Genomic DNA, 21071 nt, shown 5'->3' with positions numbered 1-21071 from the left:
AATATTAAAACAACAATGGCGAATTATTTTAACACGTTACCATTCAGAGAGCAGCTAAAACAATTAGGTGTTTGTGAATTCATGGATAAAGATGAGTTCGCAGATGGTGTTAATGCGCTGAAAGGAAAAAAAATCGTTATCGTAGGTTGTGGTGCTCAGGGTTTAAATCAAGGGTTAAACCTGAGAGATAGCGGACTGGATGTTTCCTATGCTTTGAGAAAAGAAGCTATAGAGCAAAAAAGAGCAAGTTGGAAAAATGCTACCGACAACAACTTTCAAGTAGGTACGTACGAAGAGCTGATTCCTATCGCTGACTTGGTAATCAATCTTACACCCGACAAGCAACACACCAGCGTTATCAACGCGGTTATGCCATTGATGAAAAAAGGTGCTACATTATCGTATTCACATGGCTTCAATATTGTAGAAGAAGGCATGCAAATACGTAAGGATATTACCGTAATTATGGTGGCTCCCAAAAGCCCGGGTAGCGAGGTAAGAGCGGAATATCTGCGCGGCTTTGGAGTGCCTACGCTTATCGCCGTACACCCCGAAAACGATCCGGAAGGAAAAGGCTTAGAGTGGGCCAAAGCCTACTGTGTAGGTATCGGCGGACATCGTGCCGGTGTACTGAGATCATCTTTTGTGGCTGAAGTGAAATCAGACCTAATGGGAGAACAAACCATTCTTTGTGGTCTGCTACAAACAGCTTCGATTTTGTCGTTCGATAAGATGATTGAAAAAGGTATCGACCCCGGCTATGCTGCCAAACTCGTACAATATGGAGTAGAAGTTATTACCGAAGCATTGAAGCACGGCGGTATTACAGGCATGATGGATCGCCTGAGCAATCCAGCTAAAATAAAAGCCTTTGAGGTGGCTGAGGAGCTGAAAAGCATCATGCGCCCATTGTTCGAAAAACACATGGACGATATCCTCAGCGGTGAATTCAGCAAAACCATGATGGAGGACTGGGCAAATGGTGATGCCAAATTGCTGAAATGGAGAGCTGAAACTGCTGAAACTGCATTTGAAAAAACTCCAGCAGGAGATATGCCTATTAGCGAACAGGAATATTTTGATAACTACACCCTAATGGTGGCCTTCATCAAAGCGGGCGTGGAACTAGCATTCGAAACCATGGTGGATGCAGGCATTAAACCCGAATCTGCCTATTATGAGTCATTACACGAAACCCCGCTAATCGCCAACACAATTGCTCGTAAGAAGCTTTACGAAATGAACCGCGTCATCTCTGATACAGCTGAATATGGTTGTTACCTGTTTGATCAGGCTTGTAAACCGTTGTTGGCAGATTTTATGAAGAAAGTGGATACCGACTTAGTAGGTAAAAACTTTAATGAAGGTAAAGACAATTCGGTAGACAACCAGTTGCTGATTAAAATCAACGAGGCTATCCGCAATCACCCCGTTGAAGACGTAGGTCGTGTATTGCGTAAAGCAATGACAGCAATGAAGTCTATCAAAGCATCTTAATATTTCACATATTTCGTAGCCCGGTTCCCCGGGCTATGCTATAAATACACAACTATAAACATTGCTGCGAGTGCACAAACTAATTTTGTTGCACTCGCGGCAATTAAATTTTATATCTGTTCCATGACGAGATTGAGGATTGAAAACCTATCGGTACATTACGGTACTAAAACTGTATTAGACAATATAGCATTTAAGGCTGATGCAGGCAGTTGTTGGATCATACGTGGTATAAGCGGGAGTGGGAAAACCACATTAGGACTAGCAATTGCAGGAAGAATAAAATATATGGGTGATATCCATATACAGTATGACGAGAACAGCCCTCTTCCCGCACAGACATTATATGTAGAGAACTGGTATCGTTTTACTAACCTTGAAGGGGATCGAAATTTTTATTATCAACAACGCTATAATCGCCAGCAACGAAGAGAAACTTTAACAATTGAACGTGAACTAGAAGTATTCGGAGCAACACATGCTTTACAAAGAGAAACTCTTGACAAACTCATTGCTGCTTTTAACTACTCAAAAGTATTGGATGAGCAGCTCTTTGAAGTTTCCAGTGGCGAACATAAAAAACTACAGCTGATTAAAGCCCTATGGCTGCGGCCACAACTGCTGATTATAGATCAGCCCTATACTGGATTAGATACCGCATCCCGAAAAACATTGAATCATTTGTTTTACACCTACACGCAGGCGGGAGGTACGCTGTTACTTTTAGGCAACGATCCAGAACTACCAGAAGGAGATTTGCACTTTGCAACAATGAACCATGGCAAACTAGCATTAGGAGATCATCTTCCTACAAGCATTAAAAAGGCATTGAAACCGCTGCCCGATTTTCTAAAAACATCACCTGAGTATACCAGCACAAATTTAATCAGCATGAAGGATGTAAACATCCATTATGATGAAAAGTATGTACTCCGCGACATCAATTGGGAAGTGAATGCTGGAGAACGATGGCTTCTGCAAGGCCCTAACGGCTCAGGCAAATCTACTTTATTAAGTCTCATTACCGCCGACCACCCACAGGCATATGCACATGACATAAAACTTTTTGGCGTACGACGCGGCAGTGGCGAAAGCATCTGGGACATTAAAAAACGTATTGGCATGATATCTCCAGAGTTGCACTGGTATTTCGATACCACCGCAAGTGTGGCAGATAGTATAGCCTCCGGATTCTTTGACGCCAATGGATTGTATCAACCTTTGAGGTATTCTCAAAAAGTACAGTTAGAAGAGCTGTTACACTTTCTCGATCTGTACGATGTAAAAAATGAGCTGCTGGCAACCCAGCCCTTGGGCAAACAACGACTGGCATTGTTGGGACGTACCATTATCAAGAACCCGCAACTACTAGTGCTGGATGAACCCTGCCAAGGATTGGATAATGAACAGACGCAATACTTCAACGACTTAATAGACGAAATCAGCAAAAACGGTATAACGATTATATACGTTGGGCACTTCGAATCACTATTACCCAGCTGTCTAACTCACAGACTAGTATTACAAGAAGGTCGTATTGTAGAACGTACCACTACTACACACGACGCAAAGCTTCCGTAGCAGCCTTTATCACGTTATCTTCCTTTGCAAAGCAAAGACGAATAACTTTGGAATTTTGTGAAGCTTTATAAAACGCGCTCAGTGGTATGGTAGCGACTTTATGCTCCTTAGTCAACCACTGAGCAAATGCTACATCATCGATATCACTAATGGCACTATAATCATATAACTGAAAATAAGTGCCGATGCTCTTATTGAGCATCTTGAAGCGAGATTGTTGCATCCCCTCCATTAGCAAATCCCTTTTGTTTTGCAATAACTTCGCGGCAGCTTCTCTTTCATATATTTCCAAATATTTTGCAAGTGCATACTGGGCAGGTGTATTAACACTAAAAGTTAGATACTGATGTATAGAACGAAATGCCTCTGTAATTTCCTTTGAAGCCACACAATATCCCACCTTCCATCCAGTAATATGAAAGGTTTTACCGAATGAATAAATAGAAATGACTTTATCCTGCAAACCTTCTTGCAAAAATCCGGGAACATGCTTATATCCATCATAAACAATACTGTCATACACTTCATCCGAAACCACATAAATATCCCTGTCTTGAATCAACAATGCCAGCTGTTGCCAGTCGTCTTTCGTCCAAACGTACCCCGTAGGATTATGCGGCGTATTAATCAGTATAGCTTTGGTTTTCTCTGTGATGGCGTCTGCAAGCTGCTGCCAATCCATTTTAAAACCATTGGCAGCATCTAATGTAACTTTTACCGGTACCCCACCGTTAATTTCTATAGCTGGAAGATAGCAATCGAAAGCAGGTTCCAGATAAATCACTTCACCACCTTTATCTATTAAGGCTGTAAGCGCAGTATAAATACCATATGTAGCCCCTGGCGTGATCGTCACCACATGCGGCGAGCAGAAATTCGTATTATACCGTTCATTTAGTTCCTGAGCAATCATCTCGCGCAACTCAACCAATCCTTGCATGGGAGCATACTGATTATATCCATTCACAACGGCTTCTTGTAGTAATACATGCAGCTCCTGCGCTATAGGATAATCAGGCAACCCTTGCGAGAGATTATAAGCATTTTCCTCACGCGCAAGGTTGGTCATGGACGTAAAAATATTCAGGCGAGGTGCCGAGTGTTTCGAATGCAGTTTCATCAAAAAGAATTAGGTTATGCAAATATGCAACAAGTTCTGCTTTAAAAAAGATTTCTCATAACCGTATCCAACCCATGTTTGTATTTTTGCTGAACTATTTAATAACATTTATCATAAACATATGCATTCCGTAACAGTCGAAGCTGTAACTGCCGCCGCACAAAGACTCCAATCCGTAGTTACCCGAACGCCCTTACAGCTGAACATATCTTTAAGTCGTCGCTATAAAGCCAATATATATTTAAAGCGCGAAGATCTTCAACTGGTACGATCATATAAGCTACGCGGTGCTTATAACTTGATGAGCTCTTTGCCTCAAGAACAACTCGACTGTGGAGTGGTGTGTGCCAGTGCAGGTAATCATGCACAAGGATTTGCTTTCAGCTGCAAAGCCCTCAATATTAAAGGCACCATTTTTATGCCTTCCATTACTCCCAAGCAGAAAATTACACAAACCAAAATGTTTGGTGAGGACAATATTGAAATTATCCTCACTGGTGATACCTATGACGACTGTGCCAGTGCTGCCAAAAAGTTTACGGAAGAAAACAACATGACCTTTATCCATCCTTTTGATGATGAAAAAATAATCGAAGGACAGGCTACTGTGGGATATGAAATATGTGAACAACTGAAAGATATCGATTACGTCATTGTTCCTATTGGCGGTGGAGGCCTCTGTGCGGGTGCTGGCAGCTATATCAAAACAATCAGTCCTGCCACTAAAATCATCGGCACCGAACCAGAAGGCGCTCCTTCCATGACGGAAGCACTGAAAGCCGGCCATCCCGTTGAATTAAACAACATCGACCGCTTTGTGGATGGTGCAGCTGTAAAACGAGTAGGTGATATAACTTTTGCAATTTGCCTGGACATTCTTGATAATGTAATTCTAGTGCCGGAAGGGAAAATATGCACCACCATTCTGGAACTGTACAATAGAGATGCTATTGTTGTAGAACCTGCCGGCGCACTTTCTATTGCAGCCCTTGATTTCTTAAAGGACGATATAGAAGGTAAGAATGTAGTATGCATTGTAAGTGGTAGCAATAATGATATCGACCGCATGCAGGAAATCAAAGAGCGTAGCTTACAGTATGAAGGATTAAAACATTACTTTCTTATCAACTTTGCACAAAGACCCGGTGCTTTAAAACAGTTTGTAAATAATGTACTGGGACCAGACGATGATATCACACGCTTTGAATACATGCAAAAGACTAATAAAGAAAGTGGGCCGGCACTCATTGGCATTGAATTGAAAAACAAAAACGATTACAACCACCTCATCGAGCGCATGCAAAAACTGAATATACAGTTTAAAGAACTAAACAAAGACGACTCTTTATTCAGCTACCTAGTATAAATCATCATCTCATTTTCTTGGCAATATCCTGAGAAGGAGAAGGATTTTTATGCCCTAAACGCAACTTCTCGTTGCAGGAATTGAAGTAAGAAAACAGCACTTTTCAATTAAATAAAATCTAAGAAAAACGGCAAACTTTTGTAAAAATTCAATAACTTGGAAATTTCTTTATTTTTTTTATCCTTTTTGACGATTTTTTAACTATTTTACATGGCTCACGATTGCCTGCTCCATATTGAAAAGCTAAATTTTTATGTAAAAAATTTATAAGAGGAACGTAAGGTATGACAAAAAACAAAGGTCTCTATGACCCCGCCTTCGAGCGCGACGCATGTGGTATTGGTTTTGTCGCCAATATTAAAGGTAACAAGAACCATCAAACTATTTCAGACGCGCTTACGATTTTAGAAAATATGGAGCATCGAGGAGCCTGTGGTTGTGAAGCCAACACAGGTGATGGGGCAGGAATTATGATTCAGATCCCCCATGAATTTTTCTACGATGAATGTCTCCACTTAGGTATTACACTACCTGCTATTGAAGAGTATGCTGTAGGTATGGTATTCTTCCCTAAAGAATCACGAACACGAGAAGAATGCCGCGACATCTTCAACAGGGCTGCTGAAAAGTTGGGCATGCGTGTTATACACTGGCGCAAGGTGCCGGTAAATAACTCAGACATTGGCCCTAGCGCCCTAGAGGTCGAGCCTACTATCGAGCAGGTTTTTGTAGAGCGTCCTGCTGGTGTAAAAACAGCCATCGAGTTCGAACGTAAGCTGTTTGTATTACGCAAGTACGCAACCCACATTACCAGTAACGCAGTTAAGAAAGATCCCATTGGTTTCTACATAGCATCTCTATCATGCCGCACCTTAATTTATAAGGGGCAGCTTACTAGCCATCAGGTACGTGAATACTTTCCTGATCTTTCCGATAAACGTGTAGTAAGTGCATTTGGATTAGTACACTCTAGGTTTGCGACCAATACATTCCCATCTTGGAGATTGGCACAACCTTTCCGCTTTATTGCACACAACGGAGAGATTAATACCTTACAAGGTAATCTAAACTGGTTACGCTCCGCTGAGTCCAGCTTCGAATCGCCTTTGTTTAGCGACGAAGAAATGGATATGCTGGTACCTATCGTGAGCAACGATCAGAGCGACTCTGCATGTTTAGATAATATGATAGAGCTGCTGTATCTGACCGGCCGTTCATTACCCCATGTAATGATGATGCTAATACCTGAAGCATGGGATGGTAATGAAGACATGGATCCAGTAAAGAAAGCCTTCTATGAGTTCCATGCCTGCTTGATGGAACCATGGGATGGCCCGGCTTCTATCTCATTCACCGACGGGAAAATCATCGGTGCTACACTGGATAGGAACGGCTTACGCCCATCGCGCTACTGCGTTACTAACGATGGACGTGTAATCATGGGTTCCGAAACAGGAGCTTTACCGGTAGATCAGAGTATCGTAATAGAAAAAGGAAGATTGCAGCCTGGCAAAATGTTCCTAGTGGATATGGAACAGGGCCGCATTATTAGCGACGATGAACTAAAACGCGATATCTGCTCCAGAAAGCCTTATGGCGAATGGCTGAACAAATATAAAATCCGTTTGCATGAGCTTCCTGAGCCTCGCGTAATGTTCAGCGATCTTAGTTCTGAACAAATCTTTAAATATCAAAAAGCATTTGGTTATACCTCAGAAGATATAGAAAACATCATCATGCCTATGGCTACCGATGGTAAAGAGCCGGTAGGATCCATGGGTGTAGATGCTCCGCTCGCTGTATTGAGCGATCAACCTCAACATTTAAGTCATTACTTTAAACAATTATTTGCACAGGTAACCAACCCGCCCATCGATCCTATCCGTGAACGGATGGTAATGTCGTTAGCAACATTCGTGGGTAATAATGGAAGCCTGCTAATTGAAGATGAAAAAGACTGCCACGTTGTGGCACTGAAGCAGCCTGTATTAACCAACTACGAGCTGGAGAAGTTGCGCAGTATCGATACAGGAAGCTTCCAGGCCAAAACCCTGCAGTGTTACTTCGTAGCCGATGGTAAGCCCGGATCTTTACGCCGTGCATTGGACCGATTGTGCCGTTATGCCGAAGATGCAGTAAATGACGGCTTCGAGGTATTGGTATTGCAAGACCGCGCTATCGATGGTCAGCATGCTGCGATCCCTTCGCTGCTCGCAGTTTCGGCAGTGCATCATCACCTTATCAGAAAAAGCCTGCGTGGAAAAGTAGGTTTAGTTGTTGAAGCCGGTGATGTATGGGAAGTACACCACTATGCATGTTTGCTGGGCTTTGGTGCTACCGCCATCAATCCTTACTTGGCACTTTCTACAATTAAACTGTTAAAAGAAACCGGTAAGATAAAGACCGATAAATCTGTAGAAGAACTTGAGAAAAATTACATCAAAGCTGTAAATGAAGGATTGTTGAAAGTATTCTCTAAAATGGGAATCTCCACCCTACAGTCCTATCAAGGAGCACAGATATTCGAAATTATCGGTATCAATAAAGATGTAGTAAACACCTACTTTACCAATGCCACTTCACGTATCGAGGGTATGGGCTTGGACGAAATTGCCCGTGAAGCATTGGCAAAACATAGCTTTGCATTCACTCGTAAACAGTTGCCGGTGGACATGCTACCCACTGGAGGTTTCTATCAATGGAAACGCAAAGGTGAAGCCCACTTATTCAATCCGCAAACCATCCACTTGTTGCAGTACTCAACAAGAATGGGCGATTACAACTTGTTTAAGAAGTTCACCAAGCTTATCGATGAGCAAAGCAAAAAAGCAATCACACTCCGCAGTCTGCTCGACTTCAAACGCACGCGTCCTTCTATTCCAATAGAAGAAGTAGAACCTGCTGAAAACATTTATAAAAGGTTCGCTACTGGTGCAATGAGCTTCGGCTCTATCAGCTGGGAAGCACACACTACCTTGGCAATAGCCATGAACAGACTAGGAGGTAAAAGCAATACCGGTGAAGGTGGTGAAGACGAGATTCGTTATAAACCACTTGAAAACGGCGACAGCATGCGTAGTGCTATCAAACAGGTAGCTAGTGGTCGCTTTGGTGTTACCAGCTTGTATCTTACAGAAGCAGATGAACTGCAGATAAAAATGGCTCAGGGTGCAAAACCCGGTGAGGGTGGACAGCTTCCAGGGCATAAAGTGGATGAGTGGATTGGTCGTACCCGACACTCTACTCCGGGTGTAGGATTGATTTCTCCTCCCCCACACCACGATATTTACTCTATTGAAGACTTAGCTCAATTAATACACGATTTGAAGCATGCCAACCGTCATGCACGCATCAATGTAAAACTGGTAAGTAAAGCCGGTGTAGGAACTATTGCTGCAGGGGTAACAAAAGCTAAGGCCGATGTAGTATTAATCTCAGGACACGACGGTGGTACTGGAGCTTCTCCATTAAGCTCTATTCGCCATGCAGGTCTGCCTTGGGAACTGGGTCTGGCCGAAACACAGCAAACCTTGGTGAAAAATAAACTACGCAGTCGTGTAGTATTGCAAACCGATGGTCAGTTACGTAGTGGTCGTGATATCATTATCGCCACCATGCTGGGTGCCGAAGAATGGGGTATAGCTACTGCAGCCCTAGTGGTAGAAGGTTGTATTATGATGCGTAAATGTCATCTGAATACCTGTCCGGTAGGTATCGCCACTCAAGACCCCGATCTTAGAAAACGCTTCTCTGGAACTGTAGAGGCTGTAGTCAACTTCTTCAAGTTCCTGACTCAAGAAGTACGTGAACTGATGGCTGAACTCGGCTTCAGAACTATCGATGAAATGGTAGGTCAGGTAGATGAGCTGAAAGTAAGAGAGGGAATTGATCACTGGAAATATAAAAATCTGGATCTCTCTCCTATTCTTTATAAAGAGCCTGCTGAAGAAGGTGTAGCAATTTATCACTGCGAAGAGCAGGATCATGGTTTGGATTCCATCATCGATTGGAAGTTTATTGAAGCTGCCAAACCGGCGCTGGAAAACGGTACTCCGGTAAAAGCTTCTTTCGATATCGTAAACACCGACCGTGCCGCAGGTACCGTACTGTCGCACGAACTTACCAAAAAATATCGCGATGCAGGCCTTCCCGAAGATACCATTCACCTGCAACTGAAAGGTACCGCTGGACAAAGCTTCGGAGCCTTCTGTAATCAAGGAATTACGCTGGAGTTAGAAGGCGATGCAAATGACTATTTTGGTAAGGGTTTAAGTGGTGCCAAACTAATCATCTATCCTAATAAAAAAGCAGGATTCGTTCCGGAAGAAAATAGTATTATCGGTAACGTAGCCTTTTATGGAGCTACCAGCGGCGAAGCCTATATCCGTGGAAAAGCCGGTGAAAGATTTGCCGTGCGTAATTCCGGTGCTATAGTAGTTGTGGAAGGCGTGGGTGATCATGGTTGCGAATACATGACCGGAGGTAGAGCCATTATACTGGGCGAAACCGGTAGGAACTTCGCAGCCGGTATGAGCGGTGGTATCGCCTACATTTACGATGCAGCACAAAAGTTTGCTCGTAACTGTAATATGGAAATGGTAGAACTGGATCCCTTAGAAGCGGACGATGTGACTTTCCTACAACAATACATAGAAAGGCACTATAAGTACACCGAAAGTACCGTAGCTAAGTTTATCCTGGACGACTTTGAAAACCAGCTTAAAAACTTTGTAAAGGTATATCCAACCGAGTACAAGAAAGCTATGCAGGCCAAAGTAGCACAAAAACAAACTGCATAAACGACTACCATGCGGAACATAGCTGATTGGATTTCCGATCATCTATGTTCCTTCTGTAATTAATCTCAATATCAAAAAATTAGAAATCTTATATAACAAATGGGCAAACCAACAGGATTTTTAGAATTTACTAGGGAGCTTCCTTCCAAAAAGCCGGTGGAGGAGCGAATCCAACACTATCGCGAATTCGTGGAGCTTTTCCCTGAGGAAAAGTTAAACAACCAGGCAGCCCGTTGTATGGACTGTGGCATACCTTTCTGTCATAGTGGTTGCCCGCTCGGAAACGTTATTCCCGAATTTAATGACGCCGTTTATAGAAAAGATTATCGCGAAGCATACGAAATATTAGCATCCACTAATAACTTTCCTGAGTTTACAGGACGCATCTGCCCAGCACCATGTGAAATGAGTTGCGTACTGGGTATCAATCAACCTCCTGTAACCATTGAAGAGATCGAAAAACATATTATCGAAATCGCTTTCGAAAAAGGCTTCGTTACTAAAAAAGTACCTAACGTTAGAACCGGCAAAAAAGTTGCCGTTATCGGTAGCGGACCGTCAGGTCTGGCGGCAGCGGCACAACTGAACTACGCAGGTCACTCTGTAACCGTATTTGAACGCGATGAACAACCCGGAGGTTTATTACGCTATGGTATTCCAGACTTCAAGCTGGAAAAATGGGTGGTAGACCGGCGTATTGCTTTGTTACAGGAGGAAGGAGTAGAATTCAGATGTCACGCTAACGTGGGGGTAAATGTTAAGGTGAGCGATATCATGCGTCAGTACGATGCTATCGTACTTTGCGGTGGCTCTACTGTACCTCGCGATCTTCCTATTCCAGGACGTAACCTGAAAGGTGTTTATTTTGCAATGGAATTCCTGAAGCAAAATAATAAGCGCGTAGCCGGAAAAGATTTCTTAGCACACAAAGACATCGAGAGCAATATTCTTACCGAAGAAGTATTAGCAACCGGTAAAAACGTAGTGGTGATTGGTGGTGGAGATACCGGTAGCGACTGCGTAGGCACCAGCAATCGTCATAAAGCAGCTTCTGTAACACAGTTCGAATTGCTACCCATGCCTCCGAAAGAGAGAACTCCTTCGATGCCATGGCCTACTTATCCCATATTACTTAAAACTACTACCAGCCATGAAGAAGGAGCACAGAGATACTGGAGCATTTCTACCAAAGAGTTCATCGGCGACGAAAACGGGCATCTTAAAGCGTTAAAAGTAGTAGATGTGGAATGGTCTACACCAGCTCCTGGTCAGCCTGCCCGCTTTACCGAAGTTCCGGGAACAGAAAGAGAAATCCCCTGTGAACTGGCGCTGCTGGCCATGGGATTCGTACATCCGCTGCATCAGGGATTATTGGAAGAATTGGGTGTAGAATTGGATAACCGTGGCAACGTAAAAGCTGAAGAAGGGAAATATGCTACTAATATACCTAAGGTATTTACTGCAGGCGATATGCGTCGGGGTCAAAGTCTTGTAGTATGGGCAATCAGCGAAGGACGCGAATGCGCGCGCAAAGTCGACGAATACCTGATGGGTACTTCCCTACTGGAAAGCAAAGAAAGTTCTATACTAATGAATTTTCAATAAACAAAAAGAATATCATAAATAAAAAAATCCCTTTATGAAAAGGGATTTTTTTATTCGATAACAATCGAATGAAAGATACAACAACAATGCATGCCATCGAATATCGAAATCAAAGACAAAGCCAAGGATAGCACAGGGATAAAGGTTCAAACTTTTAGAAAAAATATTAGAAAAACCAACCCTCACAAGCATAATAGCTACTTGGAATTAATCTACTTATCTCAAGGAAAAGGTTCGCATACTATAGATGCTGAAACCTTCCCTATTGAGCCACCCGTTCTTTTTGTAATCAGACAGGATCAATTACATTTTTGGGATATCACAGTAGAACCCGAAGGATTTGTACTTATTCTTAAAAAAGAATTTGCAGAACAATATTTTGACCCGGAATTAAAATATTTATTTACCCAACTTCATCAATACACCAAATTAAGTGAACCTTCTCAGGAAGCACCATCTATTAGCCACATCTTTCATCTGTTGGAAGAGGAGCTAAAATTGAATACTTATCCCGATATCACATTTTTAAGTCTTCTCAAAGCCTTACTTGCAAAAGTGTTGCGTACAGCATCAGTGTCAAAACCTCAGGCCGGAAGTTTGTATGCTTCATTTATCCAACTACTGATCTCATCCAAAAATCAGATGAATACAGTATCACATTATGCAAAGCTACTTCATACCACACCACAAAATCTAAATACTGCCTGCAAAAAAGAAACGGGCAAGGCTGCAGCAGGAATAATTGCTTCACATGTAACCGCAGAAGCGACAAGGCTTTTGTTATACACCCAACTATCTATTTCGGAAATTGCATACCTCCTTAACTTTAAAGACAACTCACACTTTTCTAAATATTATAAGAAAAATACAGGCACCACGCCTTCTTTCTTAAGAAAGCATCCATAAATACCATATTTTTTTCAAATAGACCACACAAATAGGTTGCTTCTACGCAACTTCGTGATCTCTAACAAGCTTTTATGACACAACGATTACTATTCATGGCATGGATATGTGCCTTCTCCTTGTCTTTAAACGCCCAATCTGTAATAAGTGGAACTATTGTAGATAGTGTAGAACAAAAACCACTCCCAGCCGCTACCATACAAGTACTAAGTGCTAACGGCTCAATAATAAAAAGCGAAAAAACCAATGATAAGGGCTACTTTAAGATAACTACACCCCACATATCAAAGGGGAAAATAATAATTAGTCATATTAATTTTCAACCTCTAGAAATAACGCTACCATTAGAAATACAGCCAACCTACGACCTAGGCATACTTTATTTATTGCCCCAATCCTATTCATTAGCAGCTGTGGTGGTGGAAGGACGTAAAGCTCCTGTATCATTTAAAGTAGATAGACAAGTATATAAATCTTCTCAGTTTACCAATGCGGCTAATGGAACAGCGGTGGACGTAATTCGCAATCTACCCGCCATTTCGGTAGACGCTAATGGGACCATCTCCTTTCGAGGGTCCAACAGCTTTTTAGTGCTAATTAATGGCAAACCTACACAGGGAGATCCTAGCTTTGTATTGAGCCAATTACCGGCAGGAGCCATTGAAGATATAGAACTCATTACAAGCCCTTCTGCCGCTTATGATGCTGATGGGAAAAGTGGGATTATTAATATTGTAACAAAAGATAGTGTAGAGGACGGTTGGATCATTCAGGCCAATCTTATGGGAGGCGCACCCCCTATTAATGATTTCGACAATAAACGTTACAACCATCCTAAACGTTATGGCTTCGATGTTTTAGCAGGGTATAATAAAAATAAATGGAACATAAATGCAGGTATCAACTATTTGCGCAATGATCTGGCAGGATTTAGAGAGGGGGATGTATACACTATCATTGACGAGGTAAAAACATCCTTCCCTTCTACAGGAGAGCGGAGTTATAAAAGATATAATTATGGTGCCAGAATGGCTGTGGATTTCCAAGCTAATTCTTCCAATACCTTTTCAACGGGCTTCTATATCGGAAAAAAATATCAAAGCCGGGTAGCCGATCTATTGTATCATAACTCCCGAGAAAATTTAAATACAGGGGCGATCACCTACTTTAATTATTTCAACGAAAATACACAGAATAAAGAAGGAATTTTTACATTAGCCAACCTAGACTATATACATACCTTTGAAGATAACTCTAAAATCAGTTTCTCTGGGTTATTTGAACAGGCTAAACTATCGGGTACCACATACAATCTTAATCTCCAATATCCGCAGCTAATAGATACCATTCAATATACGGTAAATCCTAGCACCAATCCATTAAAAGCATACAGAGGAAAAGTAGACTACTCTAAAGACATTGCTAATGGCAATCTTCAAATAGGATATCAGTACAGATACGATATACAAAATGGCGACTTTTTGTATCTTACTAAAATCAATGGTTCTAATGATTTTGAAACCGATCCTACATTTCCAAGTAAGGTCGATGTAAAGAATCATATTCATGGCGGATATGTACAATACAGTGGTAGAGCTGATAAATTAAACTACTCAGCAGGACTACGATTGGAACACTCCGAGCGAAACTTATATTTTTCACAGAGCAGTGAAAACAACAAGCTATCTCTTACCAATCTCTTTCCATCCGTACAATTGCGCTACGCCGCATGGAATAAAGGTGTGATAAAAGCAGGGTATAATCGACGTATCAAACGAACCAATAATTATGAGCTCAATCCCTTCCCCGAAAGAGAACACTCTGAAACGCTGGAACAAGGTGACCCGAATCTTCTTCCCGAACTCACAGGGACTTATGAGCTGGGTATAGAACAAGGTTTAAAAAGAGGTAATTTTTTTATCACTTTATATCACCAACGAATACTGAACCCTATTCAACGCGTAAACAAAGTATTTAATGATACCATTTTAAATAGAGTGTTCACAAATGCAGGAAAAGCCACACAAACCGGTGTGGAGGCAAATTTAGATTGGCAGCTTACCCACGTATGGCGCTTTTTATTAGGCGGCAACCTATACAAATACAAAATCAAAGGGGCCATTTTTCATGGAACCATCCCTGTAAACAATCAAAAATGGGTATACAGTATCAATAGTACACAGTCGTTCGCATTGCCCAAAAATTGGTTACTGCAATTAAGCGTTAACTATCTTTCCTTAAGAGCTACGGCGCAAGGGGAAGATGGTGCGTTTTTAACACCGCATTTTACGGTGAAAAAAACAACGACTGATAAACGATGGTATTTCCAATTGCAATGGCTGAATATAGATGCCGGCATAAAGATATCTAACCGCCAGCGTATTACCACTTGGGGTAACGACTTTTATACAACCACTAATTACATTTATGAACCTGACCAACTACAACTTTCGGTGGGCTTTAATCTCCTTAGAAAAAACCGAAAAATTAAACTACCACAGAGTGAAATTGGAGAAAAAGAGTTTTAATAAAAAAAGAGCCGTCGTTAATACGATGGCTCTTTTTCAAAACAAAAAAAACAATCACGGCTTCTTTTTTACCACTTCATAGAGAACCTTTCCATCCTCTCTCACCTCTTTATAATAAAACCCATTAGGTGAAACATATTGTTTCTCTCCATCCACAATTACCTCTCTCGAATTTTTAGGCAACTGCTCAAAACGATCTCCAATTTCCGGCTCAATAAAATAGAAACTAGAGCTATCTTTAGAAGAATGGGATGGCACTTCATCTCCCGATGATTCTTCGTAACGATAAGATGGTGTTCTTTCTGCATCCTCTTTTTCATCGGTGTACAACTCACCATTCTTACCTTTTATGATATATACGGTATTACCGGCATCGTCCCTGTCTTTGTAATAGAACACCCCATCCTTCTCATAGTAATACTTCCCGTTAATTTTTGTCAACTTAGCACCGATGGGAATTCTATGTAGTGTCGCTCCCACCGGTGGTTCCACCACTTCAAATCCGCCATCTTCTCGCTCGCGGAAATAAGTATTGTTTTTATAATAATAAGTAATACCGTTAATTTCTTTTCTCACAGCCCCTGCAGGCAAATGATGAGTTCTGGCTCCGGGAGGGGGCAATACCACATTCACGCCCACACCCACAGCAGGTCCCCAATAACCGCCAAATAATCCACCTACTCCCACCGCTATCACAGGGCGCGTGCGGTATACTGGATAGGGGCGATAATAGCGTACCCGCTGTGCATTAATCTCACTATAAAAAAGAAAGAAAAAAACTACCCAAAAGGCTGAAAATAAAAAACGCTTCATTCCCTTTTGTTTTTTTGAAAGACGCGCTAAAAACTAAAAAGGCTGCATGCGATAAAATAAATTTTATAGAGGGCTTTTCGCTCCATCAGACCTGCATTTTCCCCATTTATTTCTATATTCACATCCAGTATTATTATTTACATTTGAACTTCATACAATTGATTTATGGCAAAGTCTACAAATACGAAAAAGAAAACCACTCAAAAACAAGTTATTACACCAACCTCACTACAATTCCTCAAAGATTACATCAATACCCCTTCTCCGGTAGGTTTTGAAAGTGCAGGTCAGAAGGTATGGTTGGACTATCTGAAACCTTATATTGATGAATATTTTACTGACCCTTATGGAACAGCTGTAGGTGTTATCAATCCCGGCCAGCCCTTTAAAGTAGTTATCGAGGCGCATGCCGATGAAATTAGCTGGTTTGTAAACTATATTAACGAAAGTGGACTATTATTCCTAAAAAGAAACGGTGGCGTAGACCATCTAATTGCACCAGGTCAGCGGGTATATGTGCATGGCAAAAAAGGCATCGTAAAAGGTGTATTTGGATGGCCGGCTATTCATACCCGTATTGGCAAGGATAATGAGACCCAGCCTAAAGTAGAAAACCTGTGTATCGATTGTGGCGTACGTAGCAAAAAAGAGGTAGAAGCCCTAGGGATTCATATCGGAGCGGTAGTTACTTATCAAGACGGCTTTGATGAACTGGCCAATGATTTCTATGTAGGTCGGGCATTCGATAATCGTGCAGGTGGTTTTATGATTGCTGAAGTAGCTAGATTGATTAAAGAAAACAAAAAGAAGCTCCCTTATAGCTTGTATATTGTAAATGCCGTTCAGGAAGAAATTGGATTACGCGGAGCAGAGATGATTGCGCGCCGTATTAAACCCGATGTGGCTATCATTACCGATGTTACACACGATACTAATCACTTCTTAATCAATAAAAAAATAGAAGGAGATATTTCCTGCAGTAAAGGTCCGTCACTGGCTTATGGTCCGGCTATTCATAACAAACTCTTAGCCTTTGTGGAGAAAATTGCGGAAGAGAAAAATATCCCTGTGCAATGGCGAGCATTAAGCCGTAGCACTGGTACTGACACCGACTCATTTGCTTATGCCAACGATGGATGTCCTTCTGTATTGATTTCATTACCATTGCGCTACATGCATACTACAGTAGAAATGGTGCATAAAGATGATATCGAAAATACCATAAGGCTTATGTATGAAACTTTGCTGCAGTTAAGCCCAAAAACAAATCTAAAATACTTGTAGTACCGATTAACTATTTTCATAATACTTTAAAACCTGCCTGGAATGGCAGGTTTTTTTATTAAAAACATAAACGGTTCATTAAAAATTTCTCAAAAAATCCCGTTGAATATAACAAATAATAAAATAAACTGTACGGTTGATTGCAGTCAATTTCTTTAAACCTCTTAATCCGTTTACAATTTGTTAACATATAGTAAGGAAATGTTAAAATTTATTATGTTTCTTTGCCATATTAAAACTCAGTTACATGCTCAAAAAAATCCTTCTCTCTATCACACTAATTATTTTTACAGTTGCACTTCGGGCCCAGGTAACTACTAGTAGTATTACAGGAAAAGTTACCGACCATGCAGGAGCACCCTTACAAGGAGCTACTGTTGTTGCAACCCACACGCCCACAGGTACTGTATACAAGGGCGTAACCAATGATAATGGTAATATCAACCTAGGAAATGTTCGCGTAGGCGGTCCTTACAAAATTGAAATTAGTTATGTAGGACTCGCACCCGATGTTCAGGAAGATGTATATCTTGAACTGGGTCAGCCTTACGTATTGCAGGTAAAACTGCAGCAAGCCGGACAGACAATGGAAGAGGTACTTGTGGTAGGTAGAGCCAATGCGTTAATGAAAAGGAACCGTATCGGAACTTCCACCACCGTAACCCGAACCCAAATTGAAAACCTACCATCCATCAGCAGAAGTGTGAACGATCTTACCCGCCTGGCTCCTCAGGCCAACGGAACCGCTATTGGTGGTGGTAACTATCGCTCTAACAACTTCACCGTAGATGGTGCTAACTTTAACAACCAGTTCGGTATTGGTCAAAATGTACCTGCTGGTGGTTCTCCTATCTCCTTGGACGCGATTGAACAAATTACCGTAAACGTAACCCCTTACGATGTTCGTCAGACAGGGTTTACTGGTGCCGCTATCAATGCAGTTACCCGTTCCGGTAGAAACGAGTTTTTCGGAACTGCTTTTTATACCGGCAGATCTGATAAACAGCAAGGTTATAGAGTCGAAGACTTTAACATTACCAACATCGCTCCTTTAAAAATTCAACAGTATGGAGCTAGCTTGGGAGGTCCTATCATCAAAAACAAACTGTTCTTCTTCTTGAACTTCGAACAGATGAAGCAAACAGAACCGGGACCTACTAAAATCGCGCAGACACCCAGCAACCCCTGGTCACCTTCCAATACCAACGTAGCTAGACCGAGAGCCTCTTTCTTGGATAGTGTACGTAACTACCTGATCAGTAATTATGGATATGATCCCGGACCTTATCAGGGATATTCCTATAAGAGTGATAATACTAAAATGTTCGGAAGAATCGACTGGAACATTGCTACAGGGCATAAAATCAACTTCCGATATTCACAGGTAGAATCTAAAACGCCTTCTTTAATTAGTGCATCTACTACAAACCAAGGGATTTCCTACGCAGGTAGCAGAACTGCCAATACCGCAATGCACTTTGCCAACTCCAACTATTTCCAAGAAGATAACCTGTACACAGGAACATTGGAATACAACGGTAAAATTGGTAATCTGAACCATTCTTTCAGAGCTTCTTATGTACACCAAAACGCACCTAGAAGCTCTCCCGGAGGTTTATTCCCGCTAGTAGATATTCTAAGTAATGAAGGTGGCTTAAGTGGCAATAACGTACTTACAACTTTTGGATACGAACCTTTCACTTTCGGAAACTTAAGGGATGTTAAAACGCTTACCCTCAATTATGATGCGAGCTATACACTAGGAGACCACACTTTAACCGGAGGTATCCAGTACGAAACCAGCCGCACCAAAAACGGGTTCCAAAGATTTGGTACCGGTGCTTATACCTTTGCATCATGGGAAGACTTTGTAAACGGTGCCAAACCCATCAACTATGCTTTAACGTTCCCGCTTACTGAGGATGGATCTCAAGCTTTCCCCAGCTTTAAATTTGCTCAGTGGTCTTTATACTTACAGGATGAGTTTAACATCACTCCAAACTTTAAGTTAATGGCCGGACTGAGAGTGGAACTGCCTTCTTATCCAAACGTAGCAGAGATAAAGACACACCCGCTGGTGGCAGAAGCTACATTTGCTAATGGTATGAAAATTAATACAGGTAGCCTACCCAAGACTACAGCCATGTTGTCTCCTCGCCTCGGATTTAACTATGATATCTTAGGCGATCGTTCTCTGGTATTACGTGGCGGATCCGGAATTTTCACCGGAAGAATCCCTTACGTATGGATTGTGGCGCAGTCGGGTGATGCCGGTATGTTGCAGTTCCTGCAAAGCTATCAGGCAGGAGATCCCAACATGCCTAACTTCAGCCCGGATATCAAGGCTAATTATCCATCTACCTTACCTCAAGCAGGAACATCCATTCCTTCAAGCGTATCAGCGATGGCTTCCAATCTGAAATTCCCGTCAACCTGGAAGTCGAGCTTGGCTTTGGACGTGAAATTACCTTGGAACATCATCGGTACTATCGAAGGTATCTACAATAAGGACATCAATGGCGTAGTAGCAATGAATGCCAACTTAGTAGATCCTACTCGCATGAATATAGCCGGATATCCAGACAATAGATACATCTTCCCTTCAGGAGCGAATAGATATATCAATAAACTAATCACAGATGTTAATGGCAATAGGGTAATTGATCCTAGTGGTACCAGCGGTTTTGATGCGATTGTAATGAAGAATGCAAAAGGTGGTCATTACTGGGCTACAACCGTGTCATTAACTAAACTGTTTGAGAGAGGCTTCTCTGCCACCATCGCATACACTAGAAGTGGAGCTAAAAACTTCGGCGATGGAAGTGGTGACCAAATTGCGAATCTGTGGTCGCTGCCTTTCCAAAACACTGGCAACCCCAACGAACCATCACTTTCCTATACCAGCAACGTGTTGCCTAGCCGTCTGGTGGGTTCGGTTACCTATAGCAACAACTGGATTGGCAACCTGAAAACTTCTGTAACCCTGTTCTACACAGGAGGACATCAGGGTAGATACTCTTATTCTTACTCCAGCGACTTCAACAACGATGGTCAGGTTAATGATCTGATATATGTTCCGAAAGACCCAAGTGAGATTGTATTCGTTACTGCTAGCGGTTCTGCATACGGAGGTAAAACATATACTCCCGAAGAACAAATGGAGATCTTTATGAACTTCATTGAAAAAGATAAATACCTAAGAAAAAGAAAAGGTATGTATGCAGAGAGAAACGGTGCAGTACTGCCTTGGAGAAATCAATTTGACCTGAGATTCGCTCAGCAAATATTCAATGGCTTAGGCGGTGCGAAACACTCACTGGAAGTGTTCTGGGATGTATTTAATGTCGGCAATCTGTTCAACCCCCACTGGGGCGTTTATAAGATCGCTAACTCCAATATTCTGGTTCCTGCAGGTACAGCACCTGATGGCAGACCTCAATTCAGAATTAACAGTGCCAACGGTGATATCATCAGAGATCCCTACCGCACTAACCAGACAATCACTTCCACTTACTACATGCAATTTGGTATTAGATACACATTCAACTAATAAAGTGGAGCACAATAAAAAA

11 protein-coding genes are annotated in these 21071 nt (G+C 41.8%); 9 read left to right on the top strand and 2 right to left on the bottom strand.

The annotated features are described in order from the left end of the window. The first annotated feature begins 15 nt into the window (after window positions 1-15). Together ilvC and V2H41_RS02410 are read left to right on the top strand one after the other, a co-directional pair. Window positions 16-1497: a ketol-acid reductoisomerase gene (gene ilvC, locus V2H41_RS02415; RefSeq protein ID WP_330973523.1), complete on the top strand. Its 1482-nt coding sequence runs from the start codon at window positions 16-18 to the stop codon at window positions 1495-1497. Between the two features lie 123 nt (window positions 1498-1620). Next, window positions 1621-3078: an ATP-binding cassette domain-containing protein gene (locus V2H41_RS02410; protein WP_330973522.1), complete on the top strand. Its 1458-nt coding sequence runs from the start codon at window positions 1621-1623 to the stop codon at window positions 3076-3078. Here V2H41_RS02410 and V2H41_RS02405 read toward each other — a convergent pair. Further along, window positions 3053-4198, bottom strand: a complete 1146-nt coding sequence (locus V2H41_RS02405) for a methionine aminotransferase (RefSeq protein WP_330973521.1) — start codon at window positions 4196-4198, stop codon at window positions 3053-3055. The two genes, V2H41_RS02410 and V2H41_RS02405, sit on opposite strands and share 26 nt — an antisense overlap. 121 nt (window positions 4199-4319) lie before the next feature. Here V2H41_RS02405 and ilvA point away from each other — a divergent pair, with 121 nt between their 5' ends. From ilvA to V2H41_RS02380, 5 genes are all read left to right on the top strand, one after another. Then, window positions 4320-5564, top strand: coding sequence for a threonine ammonia-lyase IlvA (gene ilvA, locus V2H41_RS02400; protein ID WP_330973520.1), 1245 nt, complete (start codon window positions 4320-4322; stop codon window positions 5562-5564). 284 nt (window positions 5565-5848) lie between these two features. Beyond that, window positions 5849-10363, top strand: a complete 4515-nt coding sequence (gltB, locus tag V2H41_RS02395) for a glutamate synthase large subunit (RefSeq protein WP_330973519.1) — start codon at window positions 5849-5851, stop codon at window positions 10361-10363. A 99-nt stretch (window positions 10364-10462) separates the two neighbouring features. Next, entirely contained in the window at window positions 10463-11968 is a 1506-nt protein-coding gene (locus tag V2H41_RS02390; protein WP_330973518.1) for a glutamate synthase subunit beta, read from the top strand. A 90-nt stretch (window positions 11969-12058) separates the two neighbouring features. Then, window positions 12059-12874 (top strand): helix-turn-helix domain-containing protein, encoded by an 816-nt coding sequence (locus tag V2H41_RS02385; protein ID WP_330973517.1) that lies wholly within the window; start codon window positions 12059-12061, stop codon window positions 12872-12874. 74 nt (window positions 12875-12948) lie between these two features. After that, window positions 12949-15402: a TonB-dependent receptor gene (locus V2H41_RS02380; protein ID WP_330973516.1), complete on the top strand. Its 2454-nt coding sequence runs from the start codon at window positions 12949-12951 to the stop codon at window positions 15400-15402. Between the two features lie 54 nt (window positions 15403-15456). Here V2H41_RS02380 and V2H41_RS02375 read toward each other — a convergent pair whose 3' ends face one another. Then, window positions 15457-16215 (bottom strand): DUF6515 family protein, encoded by a 759-nt coding sequence (locus V2H41_RS02375; RefSeq protein ID WP_330973515.1) that lies wholly within the window; start codon window positions 16213-16215, stop codon window positions 15457-15459. A gap of 165 nt (window positions 16216-16380) precedes the next feature. Between V2H41_RS02375 and V2H41_RS02370 the strand changes: the two genes are divergently transcribed. Both V2H41_RS02370 and V2H41_RS02365 read left to right on the top strand, forming a co-directional pair. After that, window positions 16381-17499, top strand: coding sequence for a M42 family metallopeptidase (locus tag V2H41_RS02370; protein ID WP_330973514.1), 1119 nt, complete (start codon window positions 16381-16383; stop codon window positions 17497-17499). Window positions 17500-17746: 247 nt separating this feature from the next. Then, window positions 17747-21049 carry a TonB-dependent receptor gene (locus V2H41_RS02365; protein WP_330973513.1) on the top strand — a complete coding sequence of 1101 codons (3303 nt, stop codon included), beginning with the start codon at window positions 17747-17749 and terminating at the stop codon, window positions 21047-21049. Window positions 21050-21071 lie beyond the last annotated feature (22 nt).

The organism is Niabella digestorum (assembly GCF_036409055.1).
Lineage (GTDB): Bacteria > Bacteroidota > Bacteroidia > Chitinophagales > Chitinophagaceae > Niabella > Niabella composti.
This window is presented reverse-complemented; position numbering and strand designations above follow the sequence as displayed.

Excerpts from the sequence above, each read along its gene's own strand:
- ilvC (WP_330973523.1), top strand. The coding sequence starts at position 16 with ATGGCGAATTATTTTAACACGTTACCATTCAGAGAGCAGCTAAAACAA.
- V2H41_RS02410 (WP_330973522.1), top strand. The coding sequence starts at position 1,621 with ATGACGAGATTGAGGATTGAAAACCTATCGGTACATTACGGTACTAAA.
- V2H41_RS02405 (WP_330973521.1), bottom strand. The coding sequence starts at position 4,198 with ATGAAACTGCATTCGAAACACTCGGCACCTCGCCTGAATATTTTTACG.
- ilvA (WP_330973520.1), top strand. The coding sequence starts at position 4,320 with ATGCATTCCGTAACAGTCGAAGCTGTAACTGCCGCCGCACAAAGACTC.
- gltB (WP_330973519.1), top strand. The coding sequence starts at position 5,849 with ATGACAAAAAACAAAGGTCTCTATGACCCCGCCTTCGAGCGCGACGCA.
- V2H41_RS02390 (WP_330973518.1), top strand. The coding sequence starts at position 10,463 with ATGGGCAAACCAACAGGATTTTTAGAATTTACTAGGGAGCTTCCTTCC.
- V2H41_RS02385 (WP_330973517.1), top strand. The coding sequence starts at position 12,059 with ATGCCATCGAATATCGAAATCAAAGACAAAGCCAAGGATAGCACAGGG.
- V2H41_RS02380 (WP_330973516.1), top strand. The coding sequence starts at position 12,949 with ATGACACAACGATTACTATTCATGGCATGGATATGTGCCTTCTCCTTG.
- V2H41_RS02375 (WP_330973515.1), bottom strand. The coding sequence starts at position 16,215 with ATGAAGCGTTTTTTATTTTCAGCCTTTTGGGTAGTTTTTTTCTTTCTT.
- V2H41_RS02370 (WP_330973514.1), top strand. The coding sequence starts at position 16,381 with ATGGCAAAGTCTACAAATACGAAAAAGAAAACCACTCAAAAACAAGTT.
- V2H41_RS02365 (WP_330973513.1), top strand. The coding sequence starts at position 17,747 with ATGCTCAAAAAAATCCTTCTCTCTATCACACTAATTATTTTTACAGTT.